This window comes from Kangiella taiwanensis (assembly GCF_020005165.1).
GTDB lineage: Bacteria > Pseudomonadota > Gammaproteobacteria > Enterobacterales > Kangiellaceae > Kangiella > Kangiella taiwanensis.
In genome coordinates, this window is record NZ_JAHCLT010000003.1 from 190,206 (window position 1) to 207,836 (window position 17,631).

Below are 17,631 nucleotides of genomic sequence, written 5' to 3' on the forward strand. Positions count from 1 at the left end.
CGAGGCCCCATTTTCTTTTCTTGAGCAGTTTACTTAGTTTTGAACCAACTTAGACAAGGTTGTGTTGATATAGTAGTTAGTCAACACGCTAGCGTAACCATTGACACGTAGTGTGTAGTAACCACCTTCGGTTGGCGCGTAGCCAATAACTTCAGGGTTACCAAGGCTAGCACTGGTTGCGACAGACTCACCATTAGGGTCAATCAATTCGTAGTCTAGGTCAGCAACACCTTCCCAGCTTAGGCTTGACTCAATAAACGCTACTGAGTCATCAGCATAAAAGCGGAAGTCTTGGCTTTGAACGTTCTCAGCTGATGGTCCAATAGTGCCTTCAACATAGAACTCTTCATTCACAACCGTCATACCATTATCAACCAGTTGACCGTCGACCTTCAGTGCATCTAAGTTGATTTTGCCTTCAACGTGACGTAACTCGACAGAGTGAATGTCTTGTGCAGAAAGATCGCGTACAGCAAAGGTGCGAGTTTCAGGAGTTTGACTGTAGAAATCTACGATTCCGTAGCTGCGTCCATCAACGAAAAGCTCGCCACGACCGCCTTGATCACTTGCCTGGTAAACGAGTTGCATGCTCTCGCCCATGAAATCAAACATAGCTTTTGAGCCACGCTTCTTAGTTTGCAAATACGAGCCTTCGAAGCTCTCAGAAGAATTCACAAGCTTCCAGCGTGATGTATAGTCGATATTAGAATCTGATTGATCGACATCACTCCAAATACCTTGGCTTGACCACTCAGTAGAGCCGTTCATGAAGTCTGAACGAACGCCTTGTGTATTACGTGCAAGTTCAACTGCAGCCTGTACGTTGACGTAACCATCGCCTACTTGGTGGAAGCTGTAACCAGGCATATCATCGGCAGATTCGCGAATGATATCTTCTACTTGGTCTGGAGATAGATCTGGGTTTACTTCTAATAGCAGTGCAGCTACACCAGCGATAAATGGCGTCGCCATTGAAGTACCGCTCATACCTGCATAGTAAATATGATAATCAGGATAGTCGGGCTCAATTACTGGGCCAAGCACCGGTAGTGGCGTGTTGATTGCACGTGTAGAAATAATGTTTGAACCTGGAGCAACAACATCAATGTGCTTGAAGGTATCACCCTCGACACCGCGGCTTGAGAAATCAGTCAGATCTTTGTCAGGATTACCTGCACCAACATTAATCACCCAAGGAGCGATTGCATATGGGTTGATTGTGTCGTCACCTGGGCCATCGTTACCTGCAGCAAATGCAACAACCATACCTTTCTTATAAGCTTCATATGATGCTTGGTTAATTGGGTTATTCGGATCGAATGCACCGCCACCGCTTGCACCCCAGCTGTTTGTGATGATATCAATATCTAAACGCTCGCGATTAGCAATCGAATAATCGAAACCACCAATTGCAAATAAAATTGAAATTGCTTCACCAGCACCTAAGCCAACGATATTTGCATTTGGTGCAATACCGTCATGGTAGTTAGCACGACGCGCATCCATTGCAGAAGCCGCACCTGAGCCAGCAACTGTACCAGCAACGTGAGTACCGTGACCTGAGCTCGTATCCGTATTAGGAATGCCTTCTAGGAAATAGTTACTGCCGCCTAATAAGTCTAAATCACCAAGAATCTTAACGTTCTCAACAACCTTAGAACCCATTGGTAAATCTTGGTGAGTCGCATCAACACCCGAATCAAGTACCGCTACAGTAACACCTTGCCCTGTAACACCTTCGACATCATGCACATAATGGCCACCAGTGATCTCACCTGAAGTATAGTTGTAATACTTCAATGGCTTGTCGTAATAAATACTTTTTACACGGTCATCACCCGCTAAGTTCATAATTTGCAACTTGTTCAACGAAGCGCCAGCCATAGGCAAAGCTTGCATACTTAAGTATGGAGCGTTGACTTGTAACATCACAGAATCTAAATCACTTCTGTCATGTGTCGTAATAATCACTTTTTTGTTATCAAGCAGGTTTGGCAACATCTCTTGTAGATCTGGGCCAATGATTGCGTCCGCTTGAGCACCCCCAGCTATCGCTGTTAATACACAGGCAGAAAGCATTTTAAATTTAGTTTTCATAGTTTGGTCCTATCGTTATTTAATTTAACGAGAATCACTATGAATAATACGAAATGAAATGTGTATTGGGGAAAACCCCTAGAAAAGAACGAGCATAGTACCTAGCTGCCTATGCCCGTCAAAAATTTAGATGTTAGATTTTGAGAACAATCGTTGGTAGTTTTGCGCCGTAACTTCACAAAGCTCCTGGTAAGTTAAGCCGTGTAAATCGGCGACAAACTGCCCTACTTCTTTAACGTATGCTGGCTGGTTCGATTTTCCGCGATGCGGGACTGGTGCTAAGTACGGTGAGTCTGTCTCAATCAAAATTCGGTCAAGCGGTACTCGGCGGCAGACTTCACGTAACTCTTCTGCATTTCTGAAAGTCACGATACCTGAAAAAGAAATGTAGAAGCCTAGCTCCATAGCCGCTTCCGCCATTTCTAAACTTTCAGTGAAACAATGTAATACGCCACCACACTTCTGTGCATTTTCTTCTTTCAGTATTTGAATGGTGTCTTCGCGAGCATCACGGGTATGAACGATAATCGGTAAATCGACCTGATTTGCTGCTTGGATGTGCTTTCTAAAGCTCTCTTGCTGTAATTTATGATTCTCAGGCTCTTTGTTGTAAAAGTAGTCCAAGCCCGTTTCACCGATAGCGACGACTTTCTCATGCTTTGAATGCTCGACTAGAGCATCAACATCCGTATCTTTAACACCGTCGTATAAAGGATGAACACCCACGGAGCATGAAATATCATCATGTTTTTCCGCAATGTCTCGCACATCGCTAAATTTATCCAAAGTAATACAGACGCATAACATATGCTTCACGCCCTGCTCTCGCGCGTGATCAAGCGCGCCCTCAAGCTTTCCGCCAAAGGGTTCTAAATCAAGACGATCTAAGTGGCAGTGAGAATCGATTAACATAGCACAGAGGTTGAAAAGTAGATTTTATTCAGTGGCGTAGAGTAACATGAGAGCCCATAAATTGACATGGGCCCAATATTGTCAATATGAGGATTACATCGTATGGGTTGGTTTATCGGATTCTAATTTACCCGCAAGTATTGTCTCGATAGTATTCTTAGCTTTACCTTTGTCCTGATCGCTGAATTGAATTCCTATACCTGCTCGGCGATTGCCCTGCGCACCGATTGGCGTTACCCAAACGACTTTACCTGCGATTGGTAACTTTTCAGGTTCATCAACCAAGGCCAGTAGCATAAACACCTCATCACCGAGGTCGTATTGCTTGTTGGTTTGAATGAAAAGACCGCCATTAACCACAAACGGCATATAAGCTGCGTAGAGATCTTCTTTGTCTTCTACATGAATGGTCAAAATCCCCGGGCCGGTTCTTTCAATTCGCATGATAAGAATTCCTATAAAGTAATAAAAGCTTTAAGTTAGCTCGCTATATTTTTGTATTTTATGGCAATTTGCGAGCTATAAATTAAGAAACTTTGCCACGATGCCATTAGATTAGCTGGACTTTTCAGCTTAATCAACCGCTGCAATTCAATTATTTTGGTCAATAGCAACATCACACCTTTAGCCGATATCGTCTCTGCGATTGGTGCTATCGCACCGAACTGCTTCTTTAATTGCACCTGCTCTTCGGATGCGCCCTGCTGTAGAAACAATACATCATGGAACATCAATTGGCACCAATAAACACAGTTCTCTAATTCACTCTGCCAGCGCTCAGCAATCTCCATCGGCGTTTGTTTGCCTGCGACAATATCGGCGTAATCATAAATAAACTCACCGCTTTTAAAAGCTTCGCCATCTTCAACAAAGGCTTCTACTTTATAGGGTGCCGTCGGGAATAACTGAATTCCGGTTTCCATGTCAGCGGAGATGAAATCATGGCGAGCATTGAGCCATTCACGTGTCACAGCGCTGTCCGTTACACCCACTTTTCGCAGCTGGGCTCGGCTTTTAATTGTCGCGGGCACGCCTTGTAATTGCTCGGCTTGAAGAATGAGCAACGTATTTGGTTGTGGCTCTTCTAAGGTTTTGAGTAACGCGTTGAACGAACTGGCATTAAGCGCGTGGACATTGGCAATATTCGCCACTTTCCAGCCCGCTTGGTGCGAAGACTCCTGCATGTGTTCGATCAGATCACGTACCTGAGCAATCGAAATTTGTGTTTTGCCTTCCTCCACATCAAGGTGATGATAATCGGGGTGGCTACCTGCATGAAACAATTGGCAGCTTTTGCATTGCCCACAGGCTCCCAGCTCTTTCTGCTCAGAGCCACATAGCATCCACTCAGCCACGAAACGGCAAAAATCATCGCGCCCAACGCCCTCCTCTCCTAGCATTAGAAGTGAGTGAGGTAATTGCCCCTGTTGAAACTGTCTAGAAATCTGCTCAAATGGCTCTTTTTGCCATGGTGTTAACCGTTCTTCAGCAAATAAACTCATGACATCACCTGCCGATAAAAGACTGCTAGCACCTTTTCAATCTGTAGCTGCACCTCTTCGACCGTTCCTTCAGCGTTAATCACTTTCATACGCTCGGGCTCTGTAGCGGCAATATCGAGGTAGCCTTGTCGTACTTTTTTGAAAAACTCAATTTTTTCTTCTTCAAAACGATCAACAGGGCCACGCTTTCTGGCTCGCTCAAGACCTACTTCAATCGGCAAGTCGAGCATTAAAGTTAAGTCTGGCTTAAAACCTTGTAATGACCATGCTTCAAGTTGACGTAACTTTTCAAAACCTAAATCACGGCCCGCACCTTGATAGGCGAAGCTTGCATCCGTGAATCTGTCACACAACACCCATGCACCTCTTTCAAGTGCAGGCTGAATTTTCTGATAGACATGCTGGCATCGCGCCGCAAACATCAATAATAATTCGGTTTGACTATTCACTTTCTCTTCGCGCTTGCTCAATAGTAACTCACGAATTTCTTCAGCAAATGGAGTTCCACCAGGTTCACGTGTATGGATCACCTCATGACCTTTACTTTCGAGCCACTGTTTAACGTAAGCCATGTTGGTCGACTTACCGACGCCCTCTGTGCCTTCTACCGTAATGAAGCGGCCTTTTGTTGATGCAGTCATAATTAACGCTTTAATTGATATTTACGAACCGCGCGATTGTGCTCGGCTAATGTTTTGCTGAAGTAATGGCTACCATCACCCTTGGCTACGAAGTACAAAGTCTCACCATCGGCAGGGTTCATCGCAGCATGAATGGCATCTCTACCAACAATCGCAATTGGCGTCGGTGGCAAGCCTTTATGGACGTATGTATTCCATTGATGTGGATTGCGAATATCCCGGCGGCGTATATTGCCATCAAAGTCGGGCAGTAAGCCATAGATAATTGTCGGATCCGTTTGTAGCAACATGCCCCGCTCTAAACGGCGAACGAAAACACCTGAAATCTGAGAGCGCTCGCTTGGTACCGCCGTCTCTTTCTCAATAATAGACGCCATGATTAAAGCCTCATAAGGCTCTTCATAGGGCAAACCATCAGCGCGCTTAGCCCACTCCTCTTCCAACACTCGGTTTAAGCGCTCATGAGCTCGCTTTAAGATATCGATATCCGTATCACCTTTGGTGAATTGATAGGTATCAGCAAAAAACAAACCCTCAGGATAATCATTACCAGTAAACGAAAGTTGATGCCAATCTTGTGCAAAAACTTGTTTACCATCAATTGTTTGTACTAGATCTTTATTCTTGGCCAACGCTGCGAGCACTTCATAAATGTTGGCGCCTTCAACTAACGTCACCTGATAACTAATCACGTCGCCAGCGACCAGCTTTTGTAATATATCTACCGCAGTCATGTCAGAGGTCACAGCATAGTTACCCGCCTTAATATCACGGAGCTCTGGTTTAAGGCGCATGAGAATTTGATAGTAGTAATAATTATCGATACGTCCCTCGTCATACCATTGCTGGCCAAGGCCAAATGCACTCTGTCCTTTTTTTACCTCAAGTTCTTGCTGTAAACCTAAGGGCTTGTCGACAAAACCTTGAAATCCGTGCCATAAATAAGCTGTCACACCCGCAAAGGCGATCACAACCACCAGTAAAAAGAGTAAGAATTTTTTCATTAAGAATCGTATCGTAATCGTTATATTCAGTATTAACGTAACGCACTGTCGCGGTACTGTTGTTGTAAAGCAGCCACCTCAGGTGAAATCTCATAGTGATGCTGCAAAATTTTTGTTACAGGAATCATACCGTAAAGTGCATTAGAAACCATACAGTATTGTGCATCGCTCAATATATCCAGACCGAAAACGGCTTCTTTAACATGAGCTTGCGTCCCTAATAGCCAGCGCCTAACAGTACCATCTACACCGGATTCGTCAACTTGTGGCGTTAACCATTCGCCGTTCTGATAAAAGTAAATGTTGGTTTTACTTCCACCTACAATTCGCTGATTGGCCAACATAATACCATCAAAACATGGCGCTATAATCTCGTTTTGCGCGAGAACTTGGGGCAAACGGTTCAGGTGCTTAATACCAGCAAGTGCAGTATTGATGCTATCACTGGTTTCACACAGTCCAATTTCGACACCGTGCTGCTGGCTATGTTCGATATCCTGTGGCAAAGCTCCCCAGCTGAGGATTCGTTGAATCTGTGGCGAGTCTGGGGCTCGATAACCACGACTACCCGAACCGCGAGTAATGGTTAAACGTATGACACCATCCTCTTCAGGCTGAGCGGCTATCAACTCAGCCACTTCCTGCTCAAGCTGTTTAGTACCAATCGTTGGGAAGTTAAGCTTTAATTGACTAGAACGGATCCTTTCAGCATGCAATGGCCAATGCTCAACTTTGTTATTGCGGACTCGTAATGTTGAGAAAAAGCCATCGCCATACAATAAACCACGGTCTGAAACATCAACAATTGTTAAATCTTGTCCATTCACCAGCGTTTGAGACATTGCCACATATACCTTTCAGAAAAACTTGGCTATTATTCGAACTAATAATTATAACGAAAAAAAATCCTTTAAAGAGTATCAACTTTAAAAGAAGCGCACCCCACATAGCTTACACTCGGAAAATTCATAAGGCTATAGTCTCGCCTTTTGGATCAAGTTTTATTTGTGCATTGTTAGGAACAGTAGAAGCGGAATGATATGAAAACTTTAAAAATAGTGGGAATGGTTTTGTTGATGTCACTGACACCAACACTCTGGGCTGTGGAAGTCTTCTTCACTGACTTCGAAGAAGCTATTGATGACTTTAATGGTGACGGAGATGGTTTTGTCACAACCCTTGATGGCTGGCAAAGCTCAGCAGGTGCTATTGAGTGGTGGGACGATGCCCCGGGGCGTTCAGCTCAAGAAGGTCAATTTTATATTGAATTAAATGCCTCGAGTTTATTCCAGAGTGCCACGGATATTTACCGTGATATTAATACGATTGATGGCGTTAATTACCGTTTGAGCTTTATTTATGCTGGGCGCGTAACTTACGACGAAACGGTCAATAGAGTTCAAGTATCAGTTGGTGGCAATAATCTTGGCACCTTTATCGACGACGCCAGCTCAAATACTGATCATAACTGGCAGTCAGCCACGGTAACCTTCACGGGAACAGGCGCTACAGAACGCATAGAGTTCCAGAGCACAGGCTTAACCATCGACGCAGGACGCGGTATGCGGCTTGATGCGATTAGGCTTGAATACACGTCACACGATATCGCTGTCGTTAAAACGGACAGCAAGACTGGCTTTCAGCCGGGTGATAGCGCTTCTTACACCATTACAGTCACTAATAATGGCCCAGACGACGCGCTGGATATTGAAATTACTGATACGTTACCTAACGGTGTAGAACTCAGCGGCTTATGGAGCTGTAGTGCTCCGGCAGGCTCCTCATGCAGTTCTAACTCGGGAGGTTCTGCAGGTGATACGTCGATAGCCCTAACCGCGGATATAGCAAACGGAGACACTATCGTTGTGACAGTACCAGTGACTTATTCCACTGATCCAAGCGATTATTAAGAGATAAAAAAAAGCGGCCTAAGCCGCTTTTTATTTCTACATCGAATGCTAACTAGATTTTGCTGAATAGCAGTGAACCGTTTGTACCACCGAAACCAAACGAGTTACACAGAACGTGCTTCAACTCAGTCTGACGCGCGGTGTGTGGTACATAATCGAGATCACAGCCTTCACCTGGGTTGTCTAGATTAACTGTTGGTGGTGCAACTTGGTTAACCAAAGCTAGCACACTAAAAATAGACTCAACTGCACCCGCAGCACCTAGCAAGTGGCCTGTCATCGACTTCGTTGAACTGACCATCACTTTTTTCGCATGATCGCCAAATACAGACTTAACAGCGTCAGTTTCAGCAATATCACCGGCTGGTGTCGACGTACCATGTGCATTGATATACTGGATGTCTGAAACGTTAAGTTGTGCATCGTTAATGGCATTAACCATAGCTGCACCAGCACCCTCACCGCCAGGTGAAGGAGCTGTAATGTGGTGTGCGTCAGCGCTCATGCCAAAACCGGTAAGTTCGGCATAAATTTTCGCGCCACGAGCCTTGGCATGCTCGTATTCTTCTAACATCATAACGCCAGCACCATCACCCATCACAAAACCGTCACGGTCTTTATCCCAAGGGCGACTCGCGGCATGTGGATTGTCGTTACGAGTAGATAAAGCTTTTGCTGAGCTAAATCCACCTAATGCAACAGGAGTCGTTGCTTTTTCAGCACCGCCAGCAAGCATTGCATCAGCGTCGCCGTAAGCAATCATACGCGCTGCATGACCAATCGTATGAACACCTGTCGTACACGCCGTAACAATAGCGATATTAGGCCCTTTCAAGCCGTAATTGATCGACAGGTGGCCAGAAATCATATTAATAATCGAGCCAGGAACGAAAAATGGTGAAATTTTACGTGGTCCAGATTTGTCCCATAGTAGGGTATTTTTCTCGATAGTTTCTAAACCACCGATACCAGCACCAACGCAAGCGCCAATACGCCCGGCATTTTCTGGCGTGACTTCTAGCCCCGAGTCTTCCCAAGCTTGAGCCCCTGCAACGATACCGTACTGAATAAACGGGTCCATGCGGCGAGCATCTTTCTTAGAAACTGCAGGCTCGGGATCAAAGTTTTTAACTGCGCAAGAAAATCGAGTGTTAAACTCGCTTGCATCAAAATCTTCAATCGGGCCAGCGCCACTACGTCCGGCAAGAATACCTTCCCAAGAATCTTTAATGTTGTTACCTAGCGGGCTCAACATGCCTAGGCCAGTAACAACAACTCTACGCTTACTCAAGGAACACCTCTCGTTCAATAACTTATATGGCCATTTGGAGTTTGGGGAGTCTTATCGGTTGGATCACTGAGTTCGACCGAACCCAAAGACGTCAAGAATCATGACCTGATTAAAAAAATGGGCAAAATACTTTCGTATTTCACCCATTATATTCGTTAACTATGACAATAAAATGTACAAATAGAGTCACGAATGTTTTTCAGACGAGTTGGCTTACGCGTCAACATTAGCCTTAATGTAATCAATCGCTGCTTGAACAGTGTTGATTTTTTCGGCTTCTTCGTCTGGGATTTCAGTGTCGAACTCTTCTTCAAGAGCCATAACCAACTCAACTGTATCCAATGAATCAGCACCTAGATCGTCAACAAAAGACGCTTCAGCTGTAACTTCATCTTCTTTAACGCCTAGTTGTTCAACAACGATACCTTTTACGCGTTCTTCAATAGTACTCATCTGTTTAAATTCCTCATTTATTTCCACAGTATCACACTGCGTGGGTAGTTTAGTTAACTGAACCAAAGTTGCAAGTCTAAATTACCTTTTTCGCAAAAGGTCAGACCACGCATAAATTACAACTTATGGCTAAAAATTAAAAGCAGATAATAACAAAAATCACCTGCTCGTCACAAAATTATTTCTTAAAAAACTTAAGGTTATGGGGTACAAATTATTTATAGCACTAGCTCTGTAACGCTCAGGATCTTAGATCAAGCCATGGTATGACATGGTTATCATCACGCTAAGATTCTAAATCTAGAGCCGAGTATTTTGGTTGATGGCGAGGCTTGCTGATTAAATTTTTAAGGCATGGGTAATAAACCCATAACTTACAAAATTTAATCAGCGTAACGAAGCCACCAGGCAAAATAATCGCTCTAGATCATGTGCATCCCGCCGTTAACGTTAATTGTCTCGCCAGTAATATAACCCGCTTGATCTGACGCCAAGAAACCGACTGCATTAGCGATTTCTTCTGGCTGACCTAAGCGGTTCATTGGGATTTGATCAAACATTACTTGACGTTGCTCATCATTCAGAGCTTTTGTCATATCAGTATCAATAAAGCCTGGCGCAACAACATTGACTGTAATGCCACGAGAGCCCACTTCGCGAGCTAACGATTTAGAAAAACCAATCAAACCAGCTTTCGCTGCTGAGTAGTTAGCTTGGCCTGCATTACCCATAGTGCCGACAACGGAACCAATGGTTACGATGCGGCCCCACTTGGCCTTCATCATGCCACGCAAACATGCTTTCGATAGCCTAAAAATAGAGGTTAAGTTTGTCTCTAAAATACTATCCCATTCGTCATCTTTCATACGCATTAGGAGGTTATCACGGGTGATACCAGCATTATTGACCAAGATATCCGGGGTTCTGCCCTGCTCGTCTTTAACTAAGTCTAGGACATTTTTAATGCTTTCGACGTCTGTTACGTTCAGGCAAAGACCTTTACCATTAAGACCTGCAGCCCTAAAGTTTTCAGTAATTCTTTCAGCGCCTGACTCAGACGTTGCTGTACCGTAAACCACAGCACCAGATTGCGATAGATTGTGCGCAATCGCTTGACCAATACCACGGCTGGCGCCTGTGACTAGTGCGATTTTTCCTTCATTACTCATATTATTACTTACCTACCAATTTAGTCTGCTAATGCAGCTTCAAATTTATCTAATGTACCTAGCGGCTTGCCTGTTAAGCTGCGATCGATGCGCTTAGCCAAACCACATAAAACGTTGCCAGTGCCACACTCATACAGAGTCTCCGCGCCCTCGTCTTTTAAACGCTGCACCGTTTCAGTCCAACGCACAGGGTTATACAGTTGACGAATCAATGCATCCTTAATCGCATCCGCTGTGGCTTCTGCTGAAACATCAACATTATTAATCACTGGTATGTCAGGATTGTTAAAGTTAATGGATTCTAGCTTTTCAGCCAGCTTCTCCGCTGCAGGCTTCATTAGTGCGCAATGTGACGGAACGCTGACGGGCAAAGGTAATGCACGCTTAGCACCAGCTTCTTTACATGCTTCCATCGCACGCTCTACGGCTTCTGCACTGCCTGCAATAACCACTTGTCCTGGTGAGTTATAGTTTACAGCCTCAACAACATCACCCTGAGCGCTATCAGAACAGGCCTGACGTACTTTATCGTCACCTAAGCCAATAATCGCCGCCATCTTGCCCGTTCCAGCAGGAACCGCAGCTTGCATAAACTCGCCACGAGCCTGAACTAACGCTGCCGCATCTTTTAGCGATAATACGCCAGAGGCAACAAGTGCACTGTACTCGCCCAAGCTGTGACCTGCTAAGAAAGAAGGTTTCTCACCACCTTTTTCTTGCCACAAACGCCATAAAGCGATACTCGCCGTTAACAGTGCTGGCTGGGTGTATTGAGTTTGATTCAACTTTTCTTCATCATTTTGAACCAAATCCCAAAGGTTATAACCCAAGCCTTCACTCGCCTCGGCAAAGGTTAACTCAACTAAAGGAGTTGTCTCCGCTATATCCGCTAGCATACCTAGCGCCTGCGAACCCTGACCCGGAAATACAAATGCTGTTTTACTCATAATACTGCTCAACTTAAAATCTATTTTGTTTTATATCAATAAGTTAATCTTATCTTTTAAAGTAAGGTTTTAAACGAAAAAGAGCTAGACGATGCTGAGGCTCTTTTGATCTTTAAGACATCGGATCCCGCGGTTAAACCGCGGGATGACGCTTAACCTGTTCTTCTTGAAGTATCCTTCAGACCTTAAAATTTCAGGATACAGGTTAGGCGAGGCAAAAATCATTTTTATAGCGCAGTTTAGTAATTCTAAATGAGCAGATAAAAATGATTTTTAACAATGCATAACCGAAATACTGGAATTTTAGTACTTTATGAGCGCCGAACCCCAGGTAAAGCCGCCACCGAAACTCTCTAGCAAGCAAACATCACCTCGCTTAATACGACCATCTGCTATTGCTTCACACATGGCTAATGGGATCGAGGCGCTTGATGTGTTGCCGTGTTTGTCGACTGTGACCACAACTTTATCCATACCCGCGCCAAGCTTCTTTGCAGTCGCTTGAATAATACGGATGTTGGCTTGGTGTGGAATGAGCCAATCGATGTCGTCTTTGGTCATGTTGTTCGCTTCAAGCGTTTCATCAACAATGCTGCTCAGTGTTTTAACTGCAACTTTGAATACTTCGTTGCCACGCATAACGATTTGTGGCTCTGGGAAATCACCCAACTGATCACGCAAGCCATTGTTACAATACAATAAATCGCCGTAACCGCCATCTGCATGGATATGCGTTGATAAAATACCTGGCTCGTCACTAGCAGTAACAACCGCTGCGCCAGCACCATCACCAAAAATCACGCAAGTCGTACGATCTTCCCAGTTAACAAGGCGTGATAGTACTTCTGTACCTACCACTAGAACGTTTTTGCGGTGACCTGTTTTAATAAACTGATCGGCAATACTTAAGCCATAAACAAAGCCTGGGCAAGCAGTAGTAATGTCAAAGGCTGGAACGCCGCCAATACCTAGCTCGTGCCCGATATAACAAGCAGAGCTTGGGAACATTTTGTCTGGCGTTGCCGTACCGACAACAATCATATCGATGTCTTTAGCGTCAATTCCTGCGTCAGCAATGGCTTTTTTTGCTGCTTCAACACCAAGATGCGATGCTGACTGATCATCCGCCGCAATGTGACGGGTTTTGATGCCCGTACGCTCAGTAATCCACTGATCTGAAGTCTCTACTATTTTTTCCAAATCGGCGTTAGTTAACACCTTCTCTGGTAAATAACTGCCCATGCCTAAAATTCGAGAATGTTTCACACTATCTACCTTTACTTTTAATCGTCTCGTTAATCGTCAAATCAGAGTCTTACTCTTCATTATCAGTATTTAATAATAACTGAGCAACCTTGTCTTGAATAGCCTGCGGTACTTGTCTTTCTATTTCTGTGATAGCTTTATTAATTGCAAACAATGTTGCTTTACTATCTGCTGAGCCATGACTTTTGATTACGATTTCGCGTAATCCTAACAGACTTGCACCATTGTACTGGTCGGGGTTGATGCGGCGCTGGAAACGCTTTAGCAGTGGCCATACTAACGCCGACACCGCCCTACTCCATAAACCACTCGTAAACTCAGTTTTTAGTTGATCATACAGGAAACGCGTGATGCCTTCGCAGGCCTTAAGCACGTTGTTACCTGTAAAACCGTCACAGACCACAACGTCGACATTACCATCAAAGATTTCATTCGCCTCGATATAGCCAACATAGTCAATTTCAGACTGACTAGAAAGCATGTCTCCAGCAAGTTTGATGCTATCGCGACCTTTTATTGCTTCTTCACCAATATTCAATAACGCCACACGAGGGTTTTCAATACCATCAGCTAATTCACTTAATACGTGTCCCATGATGGCGAAGCTGGTTAATTGCTCTGCGCTGGCATCAATATTAGCGCCTAAATCGAGCATGTTGGTGACGGAACCTTTACGGTTCGGCAACTCAGCCGTTACAGCAGGACGTTCAATACCTGGTAAAGTGCCCAATAAAACGGTAGCCAATGCCATTAAGGCACCCGTATTACCTGAACTAACACAAGCATCAGCCTTACCATCCCTAACCAGCTCGAGACTTTTACGCATTGAAGAATCAGGCTTTCGGCGTAAAGCAACAGATGGCTTTTCCGACATACCAATAACTTCAGACGCAGGTTGAACTTGTAGTCTATCGCCGAACTGGGGCTGGTGTTTCAGATGGGTATCGAGTTCTTGCTGAGGGCCAACAAGGAATATTTGAAGATCAGGATGTTGCTGCAGCGCGGAAATTGCTGCGGGAATAATAACAGAGGGGCCATAATCGCCCCCCATGCAATCAATCGCTAGCGTTTTTGTCACGGAAGATCCGTTTGATCAAAAACCAAGTGAATTTAATAGAAGACTATTAAACTACTTTGCGACCTTTGTAGAAACCGTCTTTAGTCACGTGGTGACGACGATGAACTTCACCAGTTTCGTTCTCTACTGACAACGTTGGTGCAGTCAAAGAGTCGTGCGAACGACGCATACCACGCTTCGAGCGAGTTTTGCGATTCTGTTGTACAGCCATTTTAAATCTCCTGCTTAATCAAACTTTAAATCTTTCAAAGCGTTGAAAGGGTTATCTTTCTCAGCTTGTTCAATACTTTCTTCAGGAAGCTCACCACTTTCGTAAGCGTCCATATCTTCACACTCACCATATAAAGCTACAGCGGGCAAAGACAAAATTAATTCGTCTTCTACGACTGTTTTTAAATGCAAACCGTCGTCATCAACTAAAACTGGGTCGCCGTCATCAGGCACATGCTCCATCCGCTCTTCCGAGTACACCGGATAGATAATCACTTCGTGGTCGATTTGATAAGGAAAAGGCTCTAAACAGCCCTGACAAATCAATTCGACTTCACCCTTGAGGCTCAGCTCAAGCATAGTGATGCGAGTATCTTCTACTCTATCCCCTTTAATACTACAAACAATTTCGCCTTTATCGGAGGCCAGCTCCTGACGAAATCGGTCTAAGTATTCCAGATCGAGTGTGGCGTTTATTTCTTTCTCTTGATCCGCAAACTTGTAGGGATCAACAGACGCCGGTAACCTGCGACTTGACATAGGCGCGCAATAATACAGATATCTTGGGTTTTAGTCAAAGCAAACCCACTATTTTTGGTGATTTTTTGCCTCAAAACCGAAGATTTGGTTGATTTCTTAGCAAATTCACACAAAATGTAGGCTAACTACTTGTTTCTACCATGAATTTTATCTGTTATCTGATAAGACAACAAGCCTAAAGTTTAGGTTATTTGATTACTCCGTCATTCCCGCGAAGGCGGGAATCTACGGAAGTCTTATCACTCTGGTCTAAGTTTGCTTCATATCCAAAACACACGAAACTACTTAAAAGCACAACTCACGATCATAAGGATAGATTCCCGCCTTCGCGGGAATGACGAGGGTGTATATTTTAGTTAAACTACTCTTTCTTGAAGCCTTATATTTAAAAAGCTCAACTTATGACAACCACGAAAAACATTGTCCTCGCCTCTTCTTCACCTTATCGAAAGGAGTTACTCAACCGCATCCTTGATGATTTCATCTGTGAGTCACCCGATATCGACGAAACACCTTTCCCAGATGAAGAGCCCGTCGAACATGTTGCGCGCCTAGCTGAACAAAAAGCTATGACCGTAGGCATAAACCACCCTGAGAGTATTATTATTGGCTCCGACCAAATTTGCGTCTTAGAAGGAAAAATTCTCGGTAAACCACATACCGCAGACAAAGCTATCGAACAGCTTCAAGCTTGTAGCGGCAAAACCGTTAATTTTTATACATCACTGTGTGTGTTAGAAGGTGGTAAAGAAGGTCAGGATTTGAGCGTGGTCATTACTGAAGTCAAGTTCAGGGAATTAGATAAAGGCGAAATCGAACGTTATGTAAAACGTGAACAACCGCTCGACTGCGCAGGCTCCTTTAAGTGCGAAGGACTTGGTATCGCCCTATTTGAGTCCTTATCCTCGAAAGATCCCACTGCCTTGATTGGGCTACCACTGATTACTCTGTCGGAGAGCCTGAGGAAAGTGGGAGTTCAGGTAATATAGCCTAAACATTAATGATGTGAATTATAAACTATAGAAAGACTCACTTTATAGTGATAAGTAATGCTCAGCATAAAAGCTTCGCATGAAATCAAGTGCGAACTCTTCTGTCCATTGAGTATCTCCTTCGATTAGGTTTCTAAACTCTTTTTTAAACATTTGAGTTTTTTTAAAGGCACTGAACTTTTCTTTCTTAAATTTATTAAACTCGTCTTTAGACATATTTAGATTTTTTGTCACCACACCTGACTTAATCAACAAAACCTTATAACTTTCGTATGTTGAGCCGTACCCCATATGAACATAAGTATCAATATCACCAGTAGGAATAATCAGTGTTCCAGTGTACCAAGTGGCATTTATCATTCCTTTGCCTGGAAACAAATCTTTTAGGATACTTTTCCTCACTCTTTCGTCCTCCGGATGCTCCCACTGTAACTCGATAGAAACATCATCAAGTATTAACTTACTGTCAACAATACTCCATTGAGCGAGATACCCCCTCCAATTGGAAGACCAAATAGCTGCTTGTTCGGGAATTTCCCAATCTATGTCTTTCAAATAAGGTGTCAAAGGGTTTGTGTTTAATAAATACTCTTTCTTGTCAATGTAAATTGTATCTGGTGTTTGGGCAGTGGCATGTAATACAACTGAAAAAACTAAAAGGATAAAACTCAAAAGTGCTTTCCCGATAATCATAATATCTTCTCTTATTAAGGATATAAAAATTTTAATACCAATATAACGTAAGTTGAATTACTTCGCTTTATCAACTAATCCATCTCTCGCAAGCTCACTCTTCGCCTAGAAAGCTCTATCAAGATTGTTGGCCTTCAACTTTGACAGCACCAACCAACAATAACCTATCAATGCTTATAACTCTTTAATCAACGCCACCCCACGCTGACAAGCGGATAAATACCCTTCACCAAATAAGTTATAGTGGTTTAAGTAGTGGTAAAGGTTATAAATTACCTTCTTTGTACCATATTCTTGGCTTCTAGGTAATACGTCATGATAGGCATCATAGAAATGATGATTAAAGCCACCGAACATTTCGGTCATGGCGATATCTACTTCTCTATCGCCGAAATAAACCGCAGGATCAATCAGCCAAACGTCTGTCTCATCGAACATGACATTGCCTGACCATAAATCACCATGGACAAGGCTCGCATGCTCACAGTGTTCGTTTAACCAATCAATCAAACGCTCTCGATGGTTACTCAAAATCTCAAGAAAACTCTCGCGAACTCTTTGTGAGTCGATTAATTCAACTTGGAACATGAGGCGCTTTTCGTAAAAGAAGTGCCCCCAGTCATGGTACAAACCATTTTCCTGCGGGTTGAGGCCAATGTAATTATTTTCATCCAACCCAAACTGCTCAAACTTTATACAGTGCAACTTGGCCAGCTCATGACCCAAAGTTTGCATTTGTTTGGCGCTCGGGCTTGTGGACTTTATCTTCTCAAGCACTAACTCCCGCTCGGTGACGCTCAAAACTTGTGGAACCCGAAGATTAAGCTGGTGAGAGGCTATAGTTTCTCTTAACAACTCTAGGCCTGATGCTTCTTTTATAAGCTGATCGGAAAAGCGAGAACTGTTGTGCTTGGTAAAGCTCATAA

19 protein-coding genes are annotated in these 17,631 nt (G+C 43.8%); 2 read left to right on the forward strand and 17 right to left on the reverse strand.

Annotated elements, in window-relative coordinates; all coding sequences use genetic code 11:
- Positions 1 to 33: 33 nt before the first annotated feature.
- The 7 genes from KFK88_RS10090 to pabC form a co-directional block, all read right to left on the reverse strand.
- On the reverse strand, positions 34 to 2,097 hold the full coding sequence (locus KFK88_RS10090) for a S8 family serine peptidase (protein WP_223579215.1): 2,064 nt from the start codon (positions 2,095 to 2,097) through the stop codon (positions 34 to 36).
- 126 nt (positions 2,098 to 2,223) lie between these two features.
- Positions 2,224 to 3,009, reverse strand: a complete 786-nt coding sequence (locus tag KFK88_RS10095) for a TatD family hydrolase (RefSeq protein WP_223579216.1) — start codon at positions 3,007 to 3,009, stop codon at positions 2,224 to 2,226.
- Between the two features lie 93 nt (positions 3,010 to 3,102).
- A complete protein-coding gene (locus tag KFK88_RS10100) occupies positions 3,103 to 3,453 on the reverse strand; it encodes a PilZ domain-containing protein (RefSeq protein ID WP_223579217.1) in 351 nt (116 codons plus the stop codon).
- Between the two features lie 35 nt (positions 3,454 to 3,488).
- Positions 3,489 to 4,511 (reverse strand): DNA polymerase III subunit delta' C-terminal domain-containing protein, encoded by a 1,023-nt coding sequence (locus KFK88_RS10105; RefSeq protein WP_223579218.1) that lies wholly within the window; start codon positions 4,509 to 4,511, stop codon positions 3,489 to 3,491.
- Positions 4,508 to 5,152, reverse strand: a complete 645-nt coding sequence (gene tmk / locus KFK88_RS10110; protein WP_223579221.1) for a dTMP kinase — start codon at positions 5,150 to 5,152, stop codon at positions 4,508 to 4,510. The genes KFK88_RS10105 and tmk overlap by 4 nt, the downstream gene beginning before the upstream one ends.
- Positions 5,153 to 5,154: 2 nt before the next feature.
- On the reverse strand, positions 5,155 to 6,156 hold the full coding sequence (gene mltG / locus KFK88_RS10115; RefSeq protein WP_223579224.1) for an endolytic transglycosylase MltG: 1,002 nt from the start codon (positions 6,154 to 6,156) through the stop codon (positions 5,155 to 5,157).
- 32 nt (positions 6,157 to 6,188) lie between these two features.
- Positions 6,189 to 6,998, reverse strand: coding sequence for an aminodeoxychorismate lyase (gene pabC / locus KFK88_RS10120; RefSeq protein WP_223579227.1), 810 nt, complete (start codon positions 6,996 to 6,998; stop codon positions 6,189 to 6,191).
- A gap of 198 nt (positions 6,999 to 7,196) precedes the next feature.
- Between pabC and KFK88_RS10125 the strand changes: the two genes are divergently transcribed.
- Positions 7,197 to 8,066, forward strand: a complete 870-nt coding sequence (locus KFK88_RS10125) for a DUF642 domain-containing protein (protein ID WP_223579229.1) — start codon at positions 7,197 to 7,199, stop codon at positions 8,064 to 8,066.
- A gap of 52 nt (positions 8,067 to 8,118) precedes the next feature.
- Here the strand turns inward: KFK88_RS10125 and fabF are convergent, their stop codons facing one another.
- The 8 genes from fabF to KFK88_RS10165 form a co-directional block, all read right to left on the reverse strand.
- Positions 8,119 to 9,357, reverse strand: a complete 1,239-nt coding sequence (gene fabF, locus KFK88_RS10130) for a beta-ketoacyl-ACP synthase II (RefSeq protein WP_223579231.1) — start codon at positions 9,355 to 9,357, stop codon at positions 8,119 to 8,121.
- A gap of 213 nt (positions 9,358 to 9,570) precedes the next feature.
- Positions 9,571 to 9,810, reverse strand: a complete 240-nt coding sequence (acpP, locus tag KFK88_RS10135) for an acyl carrier protein (RefSeq protein ID WP_046561130.1) — start codon at positions 9,808 to 9,810, stop codon at positions 9,571 to 9,573.
- A gap of 422 nt (positions 9,811 to 10,232) precedes the next feature.
- Complete coding sequence (gene fabG / locus KFK88_RS10140) at positions 10,233 to 10,979, reverse strand: 3-oxoacyl-ACP reductase FabG (protein ID WP_223579233.1); 747 nt, start codon at positions 10,977 to 10,979, stop codon at positions 10,233 to 10,235.
- Between the two features lie 20 nt (positions 10,980 to 10,999).
- Positions 11,000 to 11,926 (reverse strand): ACP S-malonyltransferase, encoded by a 927-nt coding sequence (gene fabD, locus KFK88_RS10145; protein ID WP_223579236.1) that lies wholly within the window; start codon positions 11,924 to 11,926, stop codon positions 11,000 to 11,002.
- A gap of 303 nt (positions 11,927 to 12,229) precedes the next feature.
- Positions 12,230 to 13,192 carry a beta-ketoacyl-ACP synthase III gene (locus KFK88_RS10150; protein WP_223579238.1) on the reverse strand — a complete coding sequence of 321 codons (963 nt, stop codon included), beginning with the start codon at positions 13,190 to 13,192 and terminating at the stop codon, positions 12,230 to 12,232.
- A gap of 49 nt (positions 13,193 to 13,241) precedes the next feature.
- Entirely contained in the window at positions 13,242 to 14,270 is a 1,029-nt protein-coding gene (plsX, locus tag KFK88_RS10155) for a phosphate acyltransferase PlsX (RefSeq protein ID WP_223579239.1), read from the reverse strand.
- Between the two features lie 46 nt (positions 14,271 to 14,316).
- Positions 14,317 to 14,481, reverse strand: coding sequence for a 50S ribosomal protein L32 (rpmF, locus tag KFK88_RS10160; RefSeq protein ID WP_068990866.1), 165 nt, complete (start codon positions 14,479 to 14,481; stop codon positions 14,317 to 14,319).
- Between the two features lie 14 nt (positions 14,482 to 14,495).
- Entirely contained in the window at positions 14,496 to 15,020 is a 525-nt protein-coding gene (locus tag KFK88_RS10165) for a YceD family protein (protein WP_223579240.1), read from the reverse strand.
- 401 nt (positions 15,021 to 15,421) lie between these two features.
- Between KFK88_RS10165 and KFK88_RS10170 the strand changes: the two genes are divergently transcribed.
- Positions 15,422 to 16,009, forward strand: coding sequence for a Maf family protein (locus KFK88_RS10170; RefSeq protein ID WP_223579241.1), 588 nt, complete (start codon positions 15,422 to 15,424; stop codon positions 16,007 to 16,009).
- Between the two features lie 45 nt (positions 16,010 to 16,054).
- Here the strand turns inward: KFK88_RS10170 and KFK88_RS10175 are convergent, their stop codons facing one another.
- Both KFK88_RS10175 and KFK88_RS10180 read right to left on the reverse strand, forming a co-directional pair.
- The gene (locus tag KFK88_RS10175) at positions 16,055 to 16,705 is read right to left on the reverse strand and encodes a hypothetical protein (protein WP_223579242.1); all 651 of its coding nucleotides are present in this window, start codon (positions 16,703 to 16,705) and stop codon (positions 16,055 to 16,057) included.
- Positions 16,706 to 16,879: 174 nt separating this feature from the next.
- Positions 16,880 to 17,629, reverse strand: a complete 750-nt coding sequence (locus KFK88_RS10180; RefSeq protein WP_223579243.1) for a fructosamine kinase family protein — start codon at positions 17,627 to 17,629, stop codon at positions 16,880 to 16,882.
- Between the last annotated feature and the right edge of the window lie 2 nt (positions 17,630 to 17,631).

Coding starts and splice junctions, on each gene's coding strand:
- KFK88_RS10180 (WP_223579243.1), bottom strand. CDS start 17,629: ATGAGCTTTACCAAGCACAACAGTTCTCGCTTTTCCGATCAGCTTATA.
- KFK88_RS10125 (WP_223579229.1), top strand. CDS start 7,197: ATGAAAACTTTAAAAATAGTGGGAATGGTTTTGTTGATGTCACTGACA.
- KFK88_RS10095 (WP_223579216.1), bottom strand. CDS start 3,009: ATGTTAATCGATTCTCACTGCCACTTAGATCGTCTTGATTTAGAACCC.
- acpP (WP_046561130.1), bottom strand. CDS start 9,810: ATGAGTACTATTGAAGAACGCGTAAAAGGTATCGTTGTTGAACAACTA.
- KFK88_RS10170 (WP_223579241.1), top strand. CDS start 15,422: ATGACAACCACGAAAAACATTGTCCTCGCCTCTTCTTCACCTTATCGA.
- KFK88_RS10105 (WP_223579218.1), bottom strand. CDS start 4,511: ATGAGTTTATTTGCTGAAGAACGGTTAACACCATGGCAAAAAGAGCCA.
- KFK88_RS10165 (WP_223579240.1), bottom strand. CDS start 15,020: ATGTCAAGTCGCAGGTTACCGGCGTCTGTTGATCCCTACAAGTTTGCG.
- fabD (WP_223579236.1), bottom strand. CDS start 11,926: ATGAGTAAAACAGCATTTGTATTTCCGGGTCAGGGTTCGCAGGCGCTA.
- tmk (WP_223579221.1), bottom strand. CDS start 5,152: ATGACTGCATCAACAAAAGGCCGCTTCATTACGGTAGAAGGCACAGAG.
- pabC (WP_223579227.1), bottom strand. CDS start 6,998: ATGTCTCAAACGCTGGTGAATGGACAAGATTTAACAATTGTTGATGTT.
- mltG (WP_223579224.1), bottom strand. CDS start 6,156: ATGAAAAAATTCTTACTCTTTTTACTGGTGGTTGTGATCGCCTTTGCG.
- rpmF (WP_068990866.1), bottom strand. CDS start 14,481: ATGGCTGTACAACAGAATCGCAAAACTCGCTCGAAGCGTGGTATGCGT.
- KFK88_RS10175 (WP_223579242.1), bottom strand. CDS start 16,705: ATGATTATCGGGAAAGCACTTTTGAGTTTTATCCTTTTAGTTTTTTCA.
- KFK88_RS10100 (WP_223579217.1), bottom strand. CDS start 3,453: ATGCGAATTGAAAGAACCGGCCCGGGGATTTTGACCATTCATGTAGAA.
- KFK88_RS10090 (WP_223579215.1), bottom strand. CDS start 2,097: ATGAAAACTAAATTTAAAATGCTTTCTGCCTGTGTATTAACAGCGATA.
- fabG (WP_223579233.1), bottom strand. CDS start 10,979: ATGAGTAATGAAGGAAAAATCGCACTAGTCACAGGCGCCAGCCGTGGT.